Here is a 17,091-nt window from a genome sequence, read left to right as displayed (position 1 = left end):
TTTACCCCTTAACCGCACCGGCGGTGAGTCCCTGAACCAGATAACGTTGAATAAAGGCGAAGAACAGACACGCGGGAATCAACGCTAATACCACCGCCGCCATCATTTCGCCCCACGAAACGGCGAACTTCGACACGAAACTCAGCAGCCCGACCGGGAAAGTCATCACTTCATTTTTATTGATCAGCATCAGCGAGAACAGCAGCTCACTCCACGCGGCGGTGAACACAAAGCCCAGCGTGGCCGCCATGCCCGGCAGCGTTAACGGCATCAGTACGCGATACAGCGCCTGAAAACGGGTACAGCCTTCCAGCATCGCCGACTCTTCCAGATCTTTCGGAATGGCATCGAAGAAGGACTGCATCAGAAACGTGGCAAACGGCACGTTGAACGCGGTGTAGATCAGAATCAGACCCAGCAAACTGTTGGTCAGGCCCAGCGGCGCCATCACCTTGTAGATCGGGGCAATGATCATCACCAGCGGGAACATCTGCGTAAACAGCAGCAGCCCGGCAATGAGCACTTTGCCGCGAAACTGAAAGCGGGAAAACGCGTAGCCGGCTGCGGCGGCAATCAGCGTGGTCAGCAGCGCGGTACTGAACGAAACAATCAGGCTGTTGCTGAAAAACGTGGGGAAATCGCTGTCGGTTAACACCTTGCGGAAGTGATCGAGCGTCACGCCGCTCGGCAGCAGCGTGACGCCTTGACTGAACAGCAATTTATCCGGCGTAACGGAGATTTTGATAATCCAGTAGAGCGGAAACAGCGCGAAGACCAGGTAAGCCGCAATGCTCAGACGATGCCCTATCAGCGGTAACAATCGCATGGTCGCTCCTTATTTCAACAGCTGATGGCGTATGCGCAGTAACACCAGCGCATAACAGGTCATCAGCAGTAACAGAAACACCGCCATCGCCGAGGCATAGCCGAAATCGAGCTTGCGATAGGCGGTGGTGAAGATGTAGCTGGAGAGAATCGAGGTCGAGCCTGCTGGCCCACCGTCGGTCATCACCACAATCAGATCGGCGAAGTTGGCGATCCAGATGGTGCGTAACATCACGGTGATGGCAATCATCGGCGCGAGAAACGGCAGCGTCACGCGGCGAAACTGCTGCCAGCCGCTGGCGCCGTCAATCGATGCCGCTTCGTAGAGATCTTTAGGGATCGATTGCAACGCCGCCAGCAGCGTAATGGCAAAGAACGGGATGCCAAACCAGACGTTGGCGATTACCGGTCCCCACATCGCCAGCTGCGGATCCGACAGAATATTATAGGGCTCGCTCAGCACCCCCAAATCACTCAGCCACTGCGGCAGCGGCCCCACGACCGGATTGAGCAGCCATGACCAGGTCAGCCCGGAGAGAAACGCCGGCACCGCCCACGGCAAAAACACCAGCGCCTGCACCCAGCGACGCATGCGGAATTCACGATTGAGCAGCAACGCCAGCGCCAGACCGAATAAGAACTGCAACAACAGAGAACTCAGCGTCCAGTTCAACGTGTGGCCCAGCGCTTTAAAGAAGCGCCGGTCATCAAACATCTCGCTGAAGTTGTCCCAGCCTACCCAACCGGTTTCCAGCGGATTGAGCAGATTTATGCTCTGAAAGGCGTACGAGATGCCGATCGCCATCGGCACAAAGATAAACAGCGCGATCAGCAGTAGGCCCGGCGACAAGTACCACCACGGCTCAGCCAACCGCGTCCAGCGCAGGCGCCGGGCGCGAGCAGTGCTGTTAGGCAAGGAAGTATCAAGCATCATATTTGAACTCCGCGTGTTCAGGGATTACTGGGTAGCCAGCCAGGCTTGCTGTTCTTTGCTGAGATATTTCGCCCAATCTTTCACCATGCTCTCGGTGTCGTTTTCTCCCAGCAGGGTTTCCTGGCTGCTCTCTTTCACAATCACCGAGTTAAAGTAGCCCCAGCCTTTGAGGTGGGTCGGCATGGTGAGCGGCACATAGTTAGGATCGTTCAGCTCTTTAAACCAGCCGGCGAACTGTGGCGTCTGATAGAACGGGTCCTGCTCGGCCCCTTTATAGATCGGCAATGTGCCAACAAATTTCGACCACGCCAGGTTGTTGGTTTTGTCACTGAGGAAGGTTATCAGCGGCCAGGCGAGATCCTTTTGCTTGCCCTGCTTGAACATCGACCAGCCGGTATAGCCAATCGTCGGGAAGGCTTTGCCTGATGGACCTACCGGCATCGGTGCTACGGCGAAATCATCAGCCGCCATGCTGTTTTTGATGGCGATCAGCGCATCCGGATCCTGATCGAGCATCGCGCACTTGCCGGAGTAGAAGCCCGAGACGATCTCATTAAAGCCCCAGTTGACGCTGTCTTTCGAGGCGCCACCTTTTTGATACATATCCACCAGCAGCTGCGCACCTTTGATCGCGCCCGGCTGCGTCAGCGTGCTGTTGCCCTGTTTATCAAAGAACTCCGGCGAGCCATTCATCGCCGCCATAAACATCATCCAGGCGTTGGTGCCACCGACGCCGCCGCGCATGCAATAACCGCTGATGCCGTTGCCTAACTGACTGATGCGCTGCGCATCGCTGGCGAACTCCTCCATGGTTTTCGGCGGCTCGCTCAGGCCCGCCTGCTGAAACAGTTTTTTATTCCAAAACAGCGCACGCAGATAAAAGCCATACGGCACCATGGTGGCTTTACCGTTCGCGGCGCGCGCCATGGCCAAGGTTTTATCCGTCAGCTGCGACGTGGCATCCCAGCTTTTTAGGCGTGGTTCAAGGTCTTCCAGCATATTGTTGCTGGCATACAGGCCTTGCCAGGTGTCCGGCATCTCCACCACATCCGGCACCTGTCCGCTTTGCAACATGGTGCCGAGTTTTTCAAACGCCTGGCCCCACGGCAGGGAGATCAGTTCGATCTCGGTACCTGGATGCTGTGTCTTATATTCATCAAGCATTTTTTGCAGCAGCGCCGTGCGCGGCGGGCTGGTGATCACCTCCACTACCGTGAGTTTGGCGGCGAGGCTGCTCATGGCGGCACTTAGACCAACGGCTAAAACCAGCGCTTTCAGGGCAAAACGTGTTGTCATGACATTTCTCCAGTAATTGATTACGCGCGGTTAGCGCTGGCAAGGGCTTGCTGCAAATCGGCCCACAAATCGTCGGTCTCTTCCAGGCCCACCGAAATGCGGATCAGCCGTGGCGAGACGCCAAAATCGACCGCCGAGTTAAATTCATTGGCCTGATTGATCACCGAGATCGCCGGCATCACCAGGCTTTCAAATCCGCCCCAGCTCACGCCCATATGGAACAGTTCCAGCGCGTTACACAGCTGCGGAATATCCACTTGCTCAGCCACCTCGAAGGCGAACAGACCGCTGTAACCGCGCAGCGTGGACCACGGCTGCGGGTGCAATCCCGGATGGCACACCGCCGTTACCAGTGGATGTACAGCCAGTTTTTGCGCAAGGGTGAGCGCACTCTGATGATGCTGCTTCATACGTAACGGTAAGGTGCGCAGGCCGCGCATCAGCAGCGACGCTTCATGTGCCGACAGCTTGCCGCCAAGGTAAGGACTGATAGAACGGGTAATGTTGTTGATGAGCAGCTGACTGGCGATCACCACGCCGGCGACCACATCACTGTGGCCGCTGATGTATTTCGATGCCGAGTGCACCACGATATCGATACCGCACAGCAGCGGCTGCTGGAAAATGGGCGACGCCCAACTGTTATCAATGATGCTAATTACGCCCGCTTCACGCGCCAGCCCGGCGAGCTTATGCAGGTTTTGTTCGCTCATTACCCAGCTGGACGGGCTCTCCAGATACAGCAGGCTGGCGTCGCTCAACGCGGCGCGGATTGCGGCCTCATCATCGCCATCAACAAATTCGGTAACAATGCCGAAGCGCTGACAGAAGCCACGCAAGAAGCGGTAGGTATCGGGATAAACGTGATTGACACACACCACTTTCTGCCCCGGCACCACCACACTGAGAATGGCATTGCTGATCGCCGCCATGCCGCTGCCAAAGGCCAGGCAGGCTTCGCCGCCTTCCAGCGCGGCCATTTTCTCCTGCAGCTCCTTTACCGTCGGATTATCGACGCGCGAATAGAGCGGCTGATCGCTCTCGCCGCGAAAGCGCGCAATCATGCTGTCGTAATCGCTGAAGGTGAACAGCGAGGATTGGTAAATCGGCGTGGTCACCGCGCCGTTTTCATGGCGCCGATCGTGGGTAAGCAGCGTTTGCTGGGCAAGCGGTTTATCGTTTGGCATTAATCACATCCTTCATGTCGCGTTCGGTGATATCGAGAATTTGATGGCAGATAGCGCGTGCCGCCGCGCAATCGCGCTGGCGGATGGCGTTAAAGAGTTCGCGGTGCAGTGGGAAAGAGTCAGAAAACAGCGCCTGTTCCGGTGGGGATTCGAAAAAGGCGTGAAACGAGTCATAGATGCCGTTGAGCATTTGCAGCAGCAGTGGATTACCCGCCGCGCGATAGATACTGGCATGAAATGCCCAGTCTTCTGGCCCGGCTGAGCCAATCGCCAGATGCACCCGTTCCATCTCCTCCAGGCGCTGCTCAATGGCATGCAGGTCTTCTGTCGTCGCTCGCTGGGCGGCAAGCACGCAGGATTCAGATTCGATAATGCGGCGCACTTCCAGCGCGTGCAGCATGTTGGTTGAGTCATTTTTAAAGCGCAGCGATAAAAAGCTGTCATTAATGCCGACCTCAGCCTGCAGAAAGGTGCCGCTGCCCTTCTTGCGCAGAATAATGCCTAACGCTTCCCAACGTTTTAGCGCCTCCCGCACCGTATTGCGGCTCACACCAAGCTTCTCTGCCAGCACCCGCTCAGGCGGTAAACGGCTGCCGGGCTGTGCACCGGACTGCGCCATATAACGCGTGAGCGCATCAAGAATCAGCGTGTCGCTGCGCGGGGTGGAAATAGGATGAAGCTCAACCGGTATCTGCATGGCATTGCCTTAATTGGTCCAACATCTCTACCAATCGATTAGCAACCACCGTGCCATATTTTCAGGTGCATGAAATAAATGAAATTTGTTAGCGGTAATAAGCGCAGGTTATGCATTTTGCCGGTGCAAAAGGGTGAGATTTGCACCAGATAAGGACGCACAAGTGGAATGAGTTTAATAAGCGAAGCGTTAATCGCTGGCTATTATTGAGGGAAAGTCTGAAGTGAAATGGGTGATATTGCAGAGTTAAACAGGCTATTTTTTGCAGCGGCGCGATTTATGCATAATCAAATAAATTGCACCGCTGGTGTAATGTTTCCGCCACCACTTACCAATGGTTGCTATTACGACTCGCATCAACCTGGCCAGGCAGCGTTTCCAAATCACATTGGCTAGTGAAGGTTTGCGCAATCTTACCTAACGCTAAGGGTGCAACCGTACGCAATTTCATGGCGCGATTAACTTTAGGTAACCACTCTTCGAAATGTTTGCAGTAAGTATCCGCCAGATGCTTATCATGTGTGCGGCCCAGGAAGAGCTTGCTCTTGCTAAGACGACTCAAATCGGTGGCATATATTTCATAAAATTCGCCGCACTGCGCCATTTCGATTGCGGTGAAATGCATATGCGGCCAAAAGCTGACCTTTGCTTCAAAATTGCTGTAGTTCATCTAATTATCGCTTATTTTTGGGGGTTGGATCTTGCCAGTTAAACCTGGTCTGTCCAGTTATCATAACCCAATTACCGTGGTGTGTTACTGTCAGATTAATCCTGATTCAGGAAAAAACATCTTCTTAAAGCCAATATGTTAATTTTACGATTATCTTCCTCGCAATATTAAATACCGGCATCGTCCGGCGTTCGCCCGACGACAATCTGCAGCGCACTGCGTAAACACTCCTGCAGAGCGCGGTCTTGCGAGCTTTCCAGTTCAGCAATAAGATGCATAATAATGTTCTTATTGGTGACGCTCTTCTTGTCCGCAATCAGGGTTCGAATAACCGAGCCGAGAATTTCAGCCTCGGATTTTAAATGCACTGAACCACAGTTAAAATAGCTAACAAAATCGGTGCTAATATTATTTTTTTGCATGACTGCTCCCTGGTAAATTAATACCAGTATTAAGTGGAGTGCTAATTAAATCAAAATCGTCGTGAACGGCGTGATTACGGCGTTTTCTGTTCAGTTAAGACATTCAGGCACCGTTAAGCGGACGTCGCGCTTAGCAGTGGTTCGAAGGTTTTTTAACAACCGAATAGGTGGTAATAGGAGGAAAGCATTTTTTAAGGAGTAGAAAATATCTATCAAGAGAGCCTGCTGAAAGTAAGTATATTGTGAGGTTTAGCACGAAGGATATTTTCTCGTTCGCGCCGGATGACAAAAATATACAAATGCACATTGAGAGTACAGAATTATCTTTGTAAAAAAACGCTGCTAATTTAAGCAGTTAAAATAAAGTCATCCAGAACAGTCAGTTGCGTGATAGTTAGAGAGCAAAGAGAATTGTAAATTAGTCACAAATAATGATTATTACTCCTTTGGAGTTAAGCCCGTTCTCCACCATTAAATTGCAGAAGCGCGAATTACTGCGCCTCTGCAATACCCTTTATGGTGTTACCGTATCTCCCGCGACCGTCTCGCTTAATTGCTGACTCTCTTTCTCTTCGCGGAACTTCAGGCGATCCCATACACGGAAGAATGGGTAGTAGATCACCAGCGAAATCGTTAGATTGACCACCTGCAGCACGGTGCCGGAAATATGCCCGCCGGTTGCCAGATACCCGCTAACGAAAATCGGCGTGGTAAATGGCAGCGCAATACCGGCGGGAGGCGCAACTAAACCGCTGCTCATCGCGGCCCAGGAGACAATGACTAACACCACCGGCGTCAAAATAAAGGGCAGGAACAGATACGGGTTCATCACCAGCGGAATACCGAACACCAGAGGTTCGCTAATATTGAACAACGCGGCTGGTGCGGCAATCTTACCCAGTTGCTTCATCTGACGACTGCGTGCGCGGATCAGCATAAAAATTACCAGCCCCAGCAACGCACCGGTACCGCCCGGTGCAATCCATAAATCATAAAATTGCTGAGTGAAGATGTGTGGGATCGGTTGGTTGTGTTGAAACGCCTCAAGATTTTCACTCATGTTAGACAACCAAACCGGCTGAATAAACACCAGCACAATGGCATCGCCGTGCAATCCCAACGTCCACAGAATACCAATTAGCAGTACTGAGAAAATCATTCCAGGCAGCGTACCGCCGACGTGATGCATCGGCAAACCAATGACGGTGGCAATCAGATTGTTGATATCGCCAAACGGCGATGCCTCCACCACCAGACGAATCACCAGCACCACCGCCAGCACGCAGAAACCAGGCACCAGCGCGAGGAAGGATTTCGCTACCGCGGGCGGCACGCCTTCTGGCATCTTAATCACCAGATTACGGCCATGCACAAAGCGGTAAATTTCGGTTGAAAGCAGCGCAATCACAATTGCCACAAACAATCCCTGGCTGCCAATCAACGAAATTGGCAGCACGCCCGTCACCAACTGCGTGGGCGCACCTTCAACGGGAGCGAACAGCGTTTGCTGCGGAATGGTCATCACAAATGCTACTAAGGCCATCGCCCCGCTGGTCAGCGGATCGAGGGTGCGGTATTTCTCCGCCAGGCGATAGGCAATACCGAAGCTGGAGATTAGCGCCATGATGTCGTAGGTGGCGCGCACCGGATACAGCAGTTTGTTGCGCCACGTGTCGCCAAACAGATCCGCCATCAAATGGCCCCATGCCGGAATCGGCAAATAGGCGAAGATCAGGAAGAAACTGCCAATTAGCATAAACGGCATATTAAGAATGATGCCGTCACGCACGGAGAGCACATGCTTCTGACCGGCAACTTTCAGCGCGGCGGGCAAGACATAACGGTCTATAAAAGTATGGTTAGACATAGGTATACCTCTGGCTCAATGGCGCAACGGACTATGGCGTGGCGAACTGCGGGAGCCACGGCTGATTCAGGGTGAGCACTTCTTCCAGCAACGCCTCGGCCGTGGTGACATCACCGACCAACGGGTTGCCAACCAGCGCCAGCAGCGCCTGCTGTTGATCGCCATGCACCGCCGCTTCAATGGTTAAGCGCTCAAAGGATTTGATTTGTTGCGTCAGGCCATTCAACAGCGGTGGCAGTTCACCAAATACCAGCGGATGAGCGCCCTGAGCATCCACCAGGCAATTGACTTCCACCACCGCATCCTCTGGCAAACCATGAATCGCGCCCGCATTACGGCAGTTCACTACCAAATTTTTGCCGCTGTTGTTGTGAATGGCGCTGATCAGTTCGACCGCCACTTCCGAGTAATATGCACCGCCACGGAAACTGAGTTGCTCCGGTTTATGCGCCAGCTGCGGGTCGGCATACAGGGCAAACAGCTCGGCTTCCACTTTCATCACCTGCTCAGCGCGCGTGCCTTCATGCGTGTTTTGCGCTTTCTCCTGCTCCTCCGCCAGCATCTGCGGTGTTTGCCAGTAGTAACGATGATACGGGCACGGAATGGCCTTGAGGGCTCGCAGGAACTGCGGTGACCACGGCATATCTTTGATGTTATTCATGGTTAGCGATTGGCCGTCGCACAGCTGCTCAATCACCTGGGCGGTAACATCCTCACCGCGACACGTCACCTGATGTACCCACACCAGATGATTCAGCCCAGCAAAGCGCAGCTGCACATCATCCCAAGGCGCGTCGAGCATGTCGGCAATCATGTGATGCATGTTGACCGGCACGTTACACAGGCCAAGGATCTTCGCCTTGCTATAGCGCGATACCGCTTCGGTAACGATGCCTGCCGGATTGGTGAAGTTGATAATAAAAGCGTCAGGCGCCAGCGCTTCGACTTTGCGCGCAATGTTGAGCATCACCGGAATGGTGCGCAGCGCTTTCGCAAAACCCCCAACGCCGGTGGTTTCCTGCCCGAGGCGACCATATTTTAGTCCCAGCCGCTCATCCGCAGCGCGCGCGGCTAACTGGCCAACGCGCAGCTGCGTCAGGACAAAACTGGCGCCACGTATCGCCTCATCCAGTGCAAAATGCACGCTGACTTTTACCTGTTCCAGTCCGTTTTGCTGCAGCATGCGGCGCGTGAGATCGGCAATAATCTCAACCTTTTCACGCCCCTGCTCCACATCCACCAGCGCCAGTTCGGTGACCGGCAATTGCGCATAACGATTGATAATCCCTTCTACCAGCTCCGGTGAATAGCTGCTGCCACCACCAATAATTGCCATCTTAAGCATCTATTCCTCCTGCCGCAGTGCGGCGGTAGAGTTCAATGATTTCGCCCGCCAGATCCTGTATCAACATGGCGTTCATCAGATGATCCTGGGCATGCACCAGGATCAGGGTTACCGGCAGTTTGCCGCTGCCTTCATCCAGACTTATCAACGCGGTTTGCTGCTGATGCGCAGCGCTGATGCTCGCGTTCGCTGCCGCCAGCTGCTGCTGTGCTTCGCTGAACAACCCTTCCCGCGCCAGACGCAGCGCGCTGATTGCTGCGCTGCGCGCCGCACCGGCATGCACCAACAGCAGCATAATTTCTTCTTCAAACTCGATTGCCACGGTTTCAGACATGCAAAATCCCCCACAGCACTGGGCCGTGTCATATCAGTCGGATTGGGTAAAACGGAAGGTTAGGAGGCGTGTAACGCCAGCGCTTTATCGAGCACCTGCTCACCACGCATCATGCCGTAATCCATCATGTCGATGACGGCAACAGATTTGCCCAGCGGTGCGGCGATAGCGCTAAGTCTGGGCGCTTCAAACTGGACCTGCGGGCCCAGCAAAACTACGTCGGCATCCGGCAGAATACGTTCAAACTCCGCTACCGGTACCGCTTTGATATCAATTTTCAGCCCGCGTCCTAGCGCGGCGCTCTGCATTTTATTAACCAGCATGCTGGTCGACATACCTGCAGCACAGCAAAGTACGATGCGCATAACTTCTCCTCCGATTATTCGTCATGGGCATTTAAGACCTGTCTCAGAGAGGCTGTAAAGTGGTTGGAGGCAGAGGATTTTCTAATGAAAAAGATTTTAAGCATTAATATTCAATTGGTTAACCCTTAAAAATGACATGAAAATATTTTTCATCAGTGTGATCTTAACCGTAATTTAACTGTCTAAATACCGATTAGTTGCTTAATAGCCTTCCAGAAAGATGAAAAAAACCTCAACATGAAAAATAATTTCATGCATGATGGGCATTCGCTATTGAGGGAGTGATGATCTGATGGATATTGTCTGGCAGTTGCGGCAGCAGTCGGAGCGCGCGGATGCGCCGGAATCGAAACTGGCGCGTTTTATTCTGGCAAACCTTAAAGCCAGTGCGCACGTCACCATGGATGACCTTGCCGCACAGGCGGGCGTCAGCCAGGAAGTGCTGCGTCGCTTTGCGGCGTCGGCGGGTTGTCGCGATCTCGATGATTTTTTGCATCAGGTGCTTAAAGCGAGCCAGCAGCAGGACAGTGAATTTATTGCCGTCATCCGTCAGCGGCATGCCTCGCTCAGTCAGCAGGAGAAGCGCGTCGCCGAAACGATTTTGGGCGACACGGCGTTTGCGGCTTCAGCCACCATCGAGCAGCTCGCCACACGCGCCGAGGTGAGCGCCGCCACCATCACCCGCTTTGCTCGTTCACTGGGTTGCGAAGATATCCGCGATTTACGCATGCGATTGGCACAGGCTTCGCAGTTACGTAGCACCCAGGCCATTGCACCACTTGAGGCAATCAATCAGGCACTGATGCAGCAATACGCGCTGGCAGACACCACCACCTGGCAGCGTGCGGCGGATACGTTGCGCCGGGCCAGAAGCGTATTACTGATTGGTGCATCGGGGCCACAAACGCCGCTGGTGGCTGAAGTTCATCAGCGACTGCATCAGGCCGGATTGGCCATTGCCTGGATTCAGGATGACAATCTGCTCAGCATGACGCTGAGTCGTTTGCAGCCGGATGACCTCCTGCTGATTCTCGCGCCTGCCGCCGTAAACAGCCACATGCTCAGTGCGGTACACCATGCGCATATTCAAAAAACAACGGTGATTGCGCTCTGTTCAGCATCGCTGGATCTCGCTAGTCAGGCTGATATCTGGCTACCGCTGCCCGCTGCGGAAAATGCGCGTCGCTACGGTATTTTATTTGCGCTGGATCGGCTGGAAGCTGGACTGCAAGACATTCTGTAGTTGGTAAAAAAAGAGGCGATAATTCGCCCCCTTCACGCTTACTGCAACGCCGTTAAAATCTGCATCGCGGCTTTTACCCGCTCGGTGTTCGGGTAATTTTTATTGGCCAGCATGACGATACCTAACTGCTTCTCTGGGATAAAGGCGACATAAGCGCCGAAGCCGCCAGTGGCGCCGGTCTTGTGTACCCATGATGCGTTCACGCGTGGATGTGGCCTGGCATCTAATACCGGCTGCGCGCCGAGCGCTACCTTATTGTCTGCGCCCTTCTCCGTCATTGCTGCCTGGCCAGGCCAATCCAGCATTTCCCAGCCCAATCCCTGATAGAGAGCCGCGGTGCGGTAAAAACGCGTTTGCGCTAACTCGAGAGCCTGCTGCAAAGTTTTGTCCTCAACCTGCTGCGGATCCATATTGGCCTGCATCCAGCGCGCCATATCTTTTATCGACGATTTTACGCCATAGGCTTCGGCGTCCAGCATGCCAGGCGAAACGCGCACCGGCTTGCCGTCGCGATAGCCCCATGCATACCGTTTTTGCTCTTTTTGCGGCACGTTGATAAAAGTGTGATCGAGCTTCAGCGGCGTCAACACGCGTTGTTGCATCGCCTGTTCAAATGACAGCCCGCTGGGTTTCACCGCCAGTAAACCAAACAGACCGATGCTGCTATTGGCATATTGTCGGGTGGCGCCGGGCTGCCATTGCGGCTGCCACTGTTGATAGAAATTCACCAACTTATCTTCGTTAGTGACCGCATCGGGAACCTGTAACGGCAGGCCGCCTGCGGTATAGGTCGCCAGTTGCAATAGCGTGATAGGACGCCACTGCGGTGCATTAAGTGCCGGCCAGTATGTGTTAGCAGCATCGCTAAGCTTAATTTCGCCTTTGGTTACGGCCACGCCGCCCAAGACACCGGTGAAGGTTTTACTTACCGATCCGAGTTCAAACAGCGTGTCTGCCGTAACCGGAAGCGGGTGTTGTGTATCCGCCAGGCCCCAGGTGAAAAAGTAAGGCTGGCCTTTCACTATCACCGCTACGGCCATGCCGGGAATCGCTTGCTGTTGCATCAGGGGTTTGATGATCTGGCTCACGCTGGCTTCAACCTCAGGTTGGGCGGCCATGCTGATTGCGCTAACTGATGCCAGCAGCGACGCTAGCAGGGTGCGAGAAATCAATTTCATATTATTAGTCTTCCGGGTGGTTATTTCGCCTGCAGTTTGCCCAATTTGACAGCGGGCAACAAACGGTTAATTTTAGTGGCAGATAAAAGAAAATCTTACAGGTAAAGCCGTGACTCGCCCTTATATCCCACTTAATGCGCTGAGAGCCTTTGAAGCCGCCGCACGTCATCTAAGTTTTACTAACGCTGCGATTGAACTGCACGTTACCCATGCGGCGGTGAGCCAGCAGGTAAAATCACTGGAGCAGCAGCTCGGCTGCCCGCTGTTTGTCCGGGTTTCACGCGGCTTGATGCTGACGCCGCAAGGTGAGAGTTTGCTGCCGGTGTTGAATGACTCTTTCGATCGCATTGCCGATACGCTGGATCGCTTTTCAGCGGGTAGAATGCGTGAAAAATTAAAGGTTGGCGTAGTGGGCAGCTTCGCCACGGGTTTACTGCTGCCGCGCCTGAATGACTTCAATCAACGGCATCCACATATTGAGCTGCAGCTCTCTACCCATAACAATCGCGTCGATCCAGCAGCAGAAGGTCACGATTACACCATTCGCTTTGGCAGCGGGGCGTGGCACAGCACCGAGGCTAAGTGTATTTGCCCCGCCCCGTTGTCACCGTTGTGTAGCCCGTCCATCGCCCGGCAGTTGCAGCAACCTGCTGATGTGCACAAATTCACCCTGCTGCGATCTTTTCGCCGTGATGAGTGGAGCCAATGGTTGCAAAGCATCAACGAGCATCCGCCTTCTCCCGCTCATCCAGTGATGATTTTTGATTCGTCGTTAACCATGATTGAAGCGGCGATGCAGGAAGCCGGCGTAGCGTTAGCGCCGGTGAACATCTTCAGTCACTTGCTGCAAACCGGACGGCTGGTGCGCCCCTTTAATGCGGAGATCAATCTGGGAAGCTATTGGCTTACGCGATTGCAGTCGCGCAGCGAAAGCGCCGCCATGACGGCGTTTTCAGTCTGGCTGGGCGAACAGTTTGGTCAGCATAAACAAAGCATTTACAAAGCTTAACCTTCAACCTGCTTTGTCTTCGCCAGCGTGCGGGCGAGTAATGAGGAATAGAGCGGTTTACCGCCAAAAAATTGGGCGGCTAATGTTGCCCCCAGACAGGTAATGATCATCGGCAAAATCAGCTGATAGTTATTGGTCATCTCAAGCACCAGCACAATACCGGTTAGCGGAGCGCGAACCGAAGCGGCAAACAGTGCGCCCATACCGGCCACGGCAAACGTTGCCGGTTCCAACTGCAAGCCAGGCAACCACTGCATACATAATTGCCCGTAGCAGGTGCCTAATAAGGTGCCCAATGTCAGCATCGGTGCAAAAATGCCGCCGGGAGCCCCGGAGGAGAAGCAGCAAATCGTGATTAGCGTACGCAGAGCAAAAACAACAAACAGTGCCAGCGCACTGTAACTGCCGCTGGAGAATTCCGGAATAAATGTAACCCCACCGTTAATCGCTTGCGGCAGCACGAGGCCAATTAAACCACAGAAGCCGGCTAGCAAGCTCCCCCACATTACCCACGATGCAATGCGCCCTTTATGTAATCGCTGAAATTGGTCTTGCGCGAGAAAAATGGCGCGATTGAAAGCCACGCCAACACCACCAAACAACGCGCCTAACACCAGATAGAGCCAAAGCGTATTGGTTGGGGCATCCCGTAACTGACCGATATTGATGATTACTTCATTGCCATTACAGATACGAAAGACAACACTGGATACGATAACGCCGACAAACACCGCTTTGATTGAAATCAGGCTATAACGAAACTGTGGTCGCATCTCTTCGATGATGAAAAGAATCCCGGCCAAAGGCGCATTGAAAGCCGCTGATAAACCCGCGGCGGCACCGGTTGCCAGCAATGTATGCCGCGACTCAGACGAGCGAACGCGGAAGAGATCGACACACATGCCGCCGATATTACCGCCCAGTTGTACCGTTGGTCCTTCTCGCCCCAATACCATGCCAGAACCTAATGCGCCCATCCCACCAAAGAATTTAACCGGCAGCACTCGCCACCAGCGCACCGGACGAAGCTCTTCCAGCGCGCCTTCAATTTCTGGTATTCCTGAGCCACCGGCTTCAGGCGCATAACGTCTCACCAGAAAATATCCTATTCCACCAAGTATTGCTGATAACAGAAAAGCGCCGATAAAGGTAAGAATCGGACTGCCGCTCAGGCCATCAAGCAAGCTCAATCGCATCTGCACCACATAATTGACCGCTTTATCAAAGGCAACCCCCACCAGCCCGGTTAACATTCCAACCAGCGCCGCCAATGACAGTAATGCGACAGGCGTTTTATCGCGGCGCAATAGTTTCTGCATCAGCAAGAAGCGCCCTGCGCGTAAAAACGTTTTGGGCTCGGAGGCGTGTTCTTTAGCAGGCATGTAAATCCTTAGTTCCGACAGCAGTAATTGAATTGAGCTTTAGAAAATAAGGATTAGCATACTGAGATTAAGTGAGTTATTAACGCATTAATTCGCAACCGAATTTTTCAACTGGCTGATTAGAATTTGGGTACTTACTTGAGCGTTGCGGTAGCAACCTTGCCATCCGCGTTGAATGTCATCAACACGTGCCACGCTGAACGATCGGTAATTTTGAAATAATCGCCATCATTTTCACGCATGAAACCCTGTTCCACCAGTGCCGCAAAAGCACGCGCTTTAGGTTGTGCCACAACACGTGATTCCAGAAAGGAAACGATCTTGGGGCGCTCAGCTTCCTGCGTATTTTTTTTCTGCTCAGCAGCAGGACGATTGGCCTCATTTTGCGCTTTGGTTTTGTGAATATCGCACCAGGTTGCCTCTGTTTGCATGTCGCATCCCGAACGTTCAAGGGCAGAACGATGCGCAGCGCTGATAGCCTGTGCCGGGCTAACTGCAATAATCGCCATCAGCAGCAGTGCACCCCGTAAAAATTTTGTATTGATCACTTTTCTCACTCCCGTAGTCATTGCGTGCCAACCGGGTTGACATTTCTTTACGAAGCGTAAAGTAGGCTACCCGCTGTTGCCATACCTTGATCTGAATCAGGCTTTACCGGAAGTTTATTTAACACGTGAAATAAGGATATGCCCAGTAATGCCGTTACGATCGCGCAAGTAGCGGAGATGGAACATAGATAGAGTCAATGAGAGGGCTGTCATTAGCAGCATGCGATGTTAGGAGCGTCGAGGGTTTTATCTAAGGCAAGAAGCCTCACGCAGAGGTGCGTAAGGCAAGCTATCTTTCACTAAAATCACTCTTGCTCTTCAGCAATCAGCGTCAGTTTTTCGTCGGTGGCTTTTTCTTCTTCCAGCGTTTCACCCAGCAACTTAGCCGCATCCTGATAATCGAGTTTCAGCGCTAATGCGCGTAACGTCCCGTAGGTAGCGATTTCGTAATGCTCGACTTTTTGCGCCGCGCCAATCAGGCCAGCATCTCTCACCGGGCCCTGTTCAACTTCATCAATAATTTCCTGCGCCTCTTCGGCTAATCCTTCCAGCGCATGGCATTTCATGCGTTTAATCTGCACACCTTCGGTAAGCTCAACCAATTGATCAATACGTTCAATTTGGCCACGCGTCTCTTCCAGATGCTGTTTAAACGCAGCGACAAGATTGGGGTCGGTCGCCGCGCGAATCATTTTTGGCAGCGCTTTAGTGATCTGTTTTTCTGCACTATAAATATCGGATAAATCATGCACGAACAGATCTTGTAATGTTTTAATCGTCATATTATTACCTTTTATAATCGTTTAAATCGTCAGATAAAATTGTGGGTGCGGGATAATCTTCATTCCCGCTGGCACATAAGCCTGACTTAATCATGGTTAACAATTGTTAATTCACAAGCGAAGCCTGAAAAATAAACTCGCCACATTATTAAAATTATTGCCAGACTTAGGTAAAGCGAATCTGGAGACGAAACAATGAAAAAGAGTAGCATTCCTGAACTGTGCTGCGAGATCGTTCATGAACGATCTCTATCGTCACTCAGTTTAATTTCTTTGTATGAAGTTGCCTTTACCAGCGGTAAATATGCCGTAATGCGTTTAGACAATGATCAATCATTTCATCAGGGTGACAAGTTTAAACGTATAAATGACATTTGGTATTGTGATGAGAAATTAATACATCCGCAATCATTTCAATTTGTCGACAAGGCTGAAGCGCAGCGTGCATTTATCGAATATGATAAATAATTATTTCACTATATTCATATCGTTGGAGGAAAAGCCGCTAACTGCTCTGGTTGCGCAGGTGGCAGTGACATCCAGAAAGCGACATCCATACTCACTTCATACTCAGCATGCGATTCAAGAAAAATATGCTCACCGCTACGCGACTGGCCGCCATACAGCCAGCCGCCCTGCACTTCGCCGCTTTCAAATTGCACAATACACTCCTGCTTATAGCCTGGTGCTTGTTCATTTAAATCAATCCATTCAAGGATATGGCGCATAGCTTTAACCTTTTCATCAATATTTTGAATACCAGGCCGAATCATTTCATCGATTAACATGCAGAAGTGACGAAGCAATAATATTTATTCTTCCATGATAAATAACGATTTACAGTGCGGGCACAACATTGCCTGACCGCGTGCTTGTTTGATTGAGGATTGTGAGCAAAACTTTTTACACACTGGACATTGCGCTTTTACCTCGCGGCGTCCCAGCGTTTCTAAAAATTGGTTTAACCAGCTCATAATTATTTTCCTTTTTCAGATAACTCATTCTAA

20 protein-coding genes are annotated in these 17,091 nt (G+C 52.3%); 3 read left to right on the top strand and 17 right to left on the bottom strand.

From position 1 onward, the window contains the following. Position 1: 1 nt before the first annotated feature. The 11 genes from WH298_RS20315 to WH298_RS20265 all read right to left on the bottom strand — a co-directional run bounded on the left by WH298_RS20315 (position 2) and on the right by WH298_RS20265 (position 9,942). On the bottom strand, positions 2-826 hold the full coding sequence (locus WH298_RS20315) for a carbohydrate ABC transporter permease (RefSeq protein ID WP_049851622.1): 825 nt from the start codon (positions 824-826) through the stop codon (positions 2-4). 9 nt (positions 827-835) lie between these two features. Continuing rightward, positions 836-1,759 carry a carbohydrate ABC transporter permease gene (locus WH298_RS20310; RefSeq protein WP_180823813.1) on the bottom strand — a complete coding sequence of 308 codons (924 nt, stop codon included), beginning with the start codon at positions 1,757-1,759 and terminating at the stop codon, positions 836-838. A 24-nt stretch (positions 1,760-1,783) separates the two neighbouring features. Then, positions 1,784-3,055: an ABC transporter substrate-binding protein gene (locus WH298_RS20305; RefSeq protein WP_049851624.1), complete on the bottom strand. Its 1,272-nt coding sequence runs from the start codon at positions 3,053-3,055 to the stop codon at positions 1,784-1,786. Positions 3,056-3,075: 20 nt separating this feature from the next. Next, positions 3,076-4,242: a PLP-dependent transferase gene (locus WH298_RS20300; protein WP_180823812.1), complete on the bottom strand. Its 1,167-nt coding sequence runs from the start codon at positions 4,240-4,242 to the stop codon at positions 3,076-3,078. Continuing rightward, the gene (locus WH298_RS20295; RefSeq protein ID WP_009128014.1) at positions 4,229-4,939 is read right to left on the bottom strand and encodes a FadR/GntR family transcriptional regulator; all 711 of its coding nucleotides are present in this window, start codon (positions 4,937-4,939) and stop codon (positions 4,229-4,231) included. The genes WH298_RS20300 and WH298_RS20295 overlap by 14 nt, the downstream gene beginning before the upstream one ends. Before the next feature lie 328 nt (positions 4,940-5,267). Beyond that, entirely contained in the window at positions 5,268-5,609 is a 342-nt protein-coding gene (locus tag WH298_RS20290) for a hypothetical protein (RefSeq protein WP_180823811.1), read from the bottom strand. Between the two features lie 167 nt (positions 5,610-5,776). Further along, positions 5,777-6,031: a biofilm development regulator YmgB/AriR family protein gene (locus tag WH298_RS20285; protein WP_180823810.1), complete on the bottom strand. Its 255-nt coding sequence runs from the start codon at positions 6,029-6,031 to the stop codon at positions 5,777-5,779. 514 nt (positions 6,032-6,545) lie between these two features. After that, positions 6,546-7,898 (bottom strand): PTS cellobiose transporter subunit IIC, encoded by a 1,353-nt coding sequence (gene celB, locus WH298_RS20280; RefSeq protein WP_049851628.1) that lies wholly within the window; start codon positions 7,896-7,898, stop codon positions 6,546-6,548. 31 nt (positions 7,899-7,929) lie between these two features. Then, positions 7,930-9,243, bottom strand: coding sequence for a 6-phospho-beta-glucosidase (locus WH298_RS20275; protein ID WP_180823809.1), 1,314 nt, complete (start codon positions 9,241-9,243; stop codon positions 7,930-7,932). Further along, a complete protein-coding gene (locus WH298_RS20270) occupies positions 9,236-9,577 on the bottom strand; it encodes a PTS lactose/cellobiose transporter subunit IIA (RefSeq protein ID WP_180823808.1) in 342 nt (113 codons plus the stop codon). Before WH298_RS20270 ends, WH298_RS20275 begins: the two co-directional genes overlap by 8 nt. A 59-nt stretch (positions 9,578-9,636) precedes the next feature. Next, positions 9,637-9,942: a PTS sugar transporter subunit IIB gene (locus WH298_RS20265; protein WP_049851631.1), complete on the bottom strand. Its 306-nt coding sequence runs from the start codon at positions 9,940-9,942 to the stop codon at positions 9,637-9,639. 292 nt (positions 9,943-10,234) lie between these two features. On the opposite strand from WH298_RS20265, the gene WH298_RS20260 reads away from it, so the two are divergent. Continuing rightward, positions 10,235-11,185, top strand: coding sequence for a MurR/RpiR family transcriptional regulator (locus tag WH298_RS20260; RefSeq protein ID WP_202883445.1), 951 nt, complete (start codon positions 10,235-10,237; stop codon positions 11,183-11,185). Positions 11,186-11,223: 38 nt separating this feature from the next. Here WH298_RS20260 and ampC read toward each other — a convergent pair whose 3' ends face one another. After that, on the bottom strand, positions 11,224-12,363 hold the full coding sequence (gene ampC, locus WH298_RS20255) for a class C beta-lactamase (protein ID WP_191322289.1): 1,140 nt from the start codon (positions 12,361-12,363) through the stop codon (positions 11,224-11,226). A gap of 109 nt (positions 12,364-12,472) precedes the next feature. Between ampC and ampR the strand changes: the two genes are divergently transcribed. Next, positions 12,473-13,372 (top strand): LysR family transcriptional regulator AmpR, encoded by a 900-nt coding sequence (ampR, locus tag WH298_RS20250; protein ID WP_180823807.1) that lies wholly within the window; start codon positions 12,473-12,475, stop codon positions 13,370-13,372. On the opposite strand, the gene clcA is transcribed toward ampR, so the two are convergent. The 3 genes from clcA to WH298_RS20235 form a co-directional block, all read right to left on the bottom strand. After that, positions 13,369-14,754 carry a H(+)/Cl(-) exchange transporter ClcA gene (gene clcA / locus WH298_RS20245; protein WP_180823806.1) on the bottom strand — a complete coding sequence of 462 codons (1,386 nt, stop codon included), beginning with the start codon at positions 14,752-14,754 and terminating at the stop codon, positions 13,369-13,371. The two genes, ampR and clcA, sit on opposite strands and share 4 nt — an antisense overlap. 134 nt (positions 14,755-14,888) lie before the next feature. After that, on the bottom strand, positions 14,889-15,311 hold the full coding sequence (locus tag WH298_RS20240) for a hypothetical protein (protein WP_180823805.1): 423 nt from the start codon (positions 15,309-15,311) through the stop codon (positions 14,889-14,891). A gap of 296 nt (positions 15,312-15,607) precedes the next feature. Beyond that, a complete protein-coding gene (locus WH298_RS20235) occupies positions 15,608-16,084 on the bottom strand; it encodes a YciE/YciF ferroxidase family protein (protein WP_009128031.1) in 477 nt (158 codons plus the stop codon). Between the two features lie 195 nt (positions 16,085-16,279). Here WH298_RS20235 and WH298_RS20230 point away from each other — a divergent pair, with 195 nt between their 5' ends. Then, a complete protein-coding gene (locus tag WH298_RS20230; RefSeq protein ID WP_009128033.1) occupies positions 16,280-16,552 on the top strand; it encodes a hypothetical protein in 273 nt (90 codons plus the stop codon). 14 nt (positions 16,553-16,566) lie between these two features. On the opposite strand, the gene WH298_RS20225 is transcribed toward WH298_RS20230, so the two are convergent. After that, complete coding sequence (locus tag WH298_RS20225) at positions 16,567-16,872, bottom strand: hypothetical protein (protein WP_235440737.1); 306 nt, start codon at positions 16,870-16,872, stop codon at positions 16,567-16,569. 24 nt (positions 16,873-16,896) lie between these two features. Continuing rightward, positions 16,897-17,058: a YnfU family zinc-binding protein gene (locus tag WH298_RS20220; protein ID WP_162838739.1), complete on the bottom strand. Its 162-nt coding sequence runs from the start codon at positions 17,056-17,058 to the stop codon at positions 16,897-16,899. Positions 17,059-17,091 lie beyond the last annotated feature (33 nt).

It is taken from the genome of Pantoea nemavictus (assembly GCF_037479095.1).
Classification (GTDB): Bacteria; Pseudomonadota; Gammaproteobacteria; order Enterobacterales; family Enterobacteriaceae; genus Pantoea; species Pantoea nemavictus.
The sequence above is the reverse complement of the archived record's forward strand: the minus strand, read 5'-3'. Positions and strand labels throughout refer to the sequence as shown.

Coding starts and splice junctions, on each gene's coding strand:
- WH298_RS20315 (WP_049851622.1), bottom strand. CDS start 826: ATGCGATTGTTACCGCTGATAGGGCATCGTCTGAGCATTGCGGCTTAC.
- WH298_RS20310 (WP_180823813.1), bottom strand. CDS start 1,759: ATGATGCTTGATACTTCCTTGCCTAACAGCACTGCTCGCGCCCGGCGC.
- WH298_RS20305 (WP_049851624.1), bottom strand. CDS start 3,055: ATGACAACACGTTTTGCCCTGAAAGCGCTGGTTTTAGCCGTTGGTCTA.
- WH298_RS20300 (WP_180823812.1), bottom strand. CDS start 4,242: ATGCCAAACGATAAACCGCTTGCCCAGCAAACGCTGCTTACCCACGAT.
- WH298_RS20295 (WP_009128014.1), bottom strand. CDS start 4,939: ATGCAGATACCGGTTGAGCTTCATCCTATTTCCACCCCGCGCAGCGAC.
- WH298_RS20290 (WP_180823811.1), bottom strand. CDS start 5,609: ATGAACTACAGCAATTTTGAAGCAAAGGTCAGCTTTTGGCCGCATATG.
- WH298_RS20285 (WP_180823810.1), bottom strand. CDS start 6,031: ATGCAAAAAAATAATATTAGCACCGATTTTGTTAGCTATTTTAACTGT.
- celB (WP_049851628.1), bottom strand. CDS start 7,898: ATGTCTAACCATACTTTTATAGACCGTTATGTCTTGCCCGCCGCGCTG.
- WH298_RS20275 (WP_180823809.1), bottom strand. CDS start 9,243: ATGCTTAAGATGGCAATTATTGGTGGTGGCAGCAGCTATTCACCGGAG.
- WH298_RS20270 (WP_180823808.1), bottom strand. CDS start 9,577: ATGTCTGAAACCGTGGCAATCGAGTTTGAAGAAGAAATTATGCTGCTG.
- WH298_RS20265 (WP_049851631.1), bottom strand. CDS start 9,942: ATGCGCATCGTACTTTGCTGTGCTGCAGGTATGTCGACCAGCATGCTG.
- WH298_RS20260 (WP_202883445.1), top strand. CDS start 10,235: ATGGATATTGTCTGGCAGTTGCGGCAGCAGTCGGAGCGCGCGGATGCG.
- ampC (WP_191322289.1), bottom strand. CDS start 12,363: ATGAAATTGATTTCTCGCACCCTGCTAGCGTCGCTGCTGGCATCAGTT.
- clcA (WP_180823806.1), bottom strand. CDS start 14,754: ATGCCTGCTAAAGAACACGCCTCCGAGCCCAAAACGTTTTTACGCGCA.
- WH298_RS20235 (WP_009128031.1), bottom strand. CDS start 16,084: ATGACGATTAAAACATTACAAGATCTGTTCGTGCATGATTTATCCGAT.
- WH298_RS20230 (WP_009128033.1), top strand. CDS start 16,280: ATGAAAAAGAGTAGCATTCCTGAACTGTGCTGCGAGATCGTTCATGAA.
- WH298_RS20225 (WP_235440737.1), bottom strand. CDS start 16,872: ATGTTAATCGATGAAATGATTCGGCCTGGTATTCAAAATATTGATGAA.
- WH298_RS20220 (WP_162838739.1), bottom strand. CDS start 17,058: ATGAGCTGGTTAAACCAATTTTTAGAAACGCTGGGACGCCGCGAGGTA.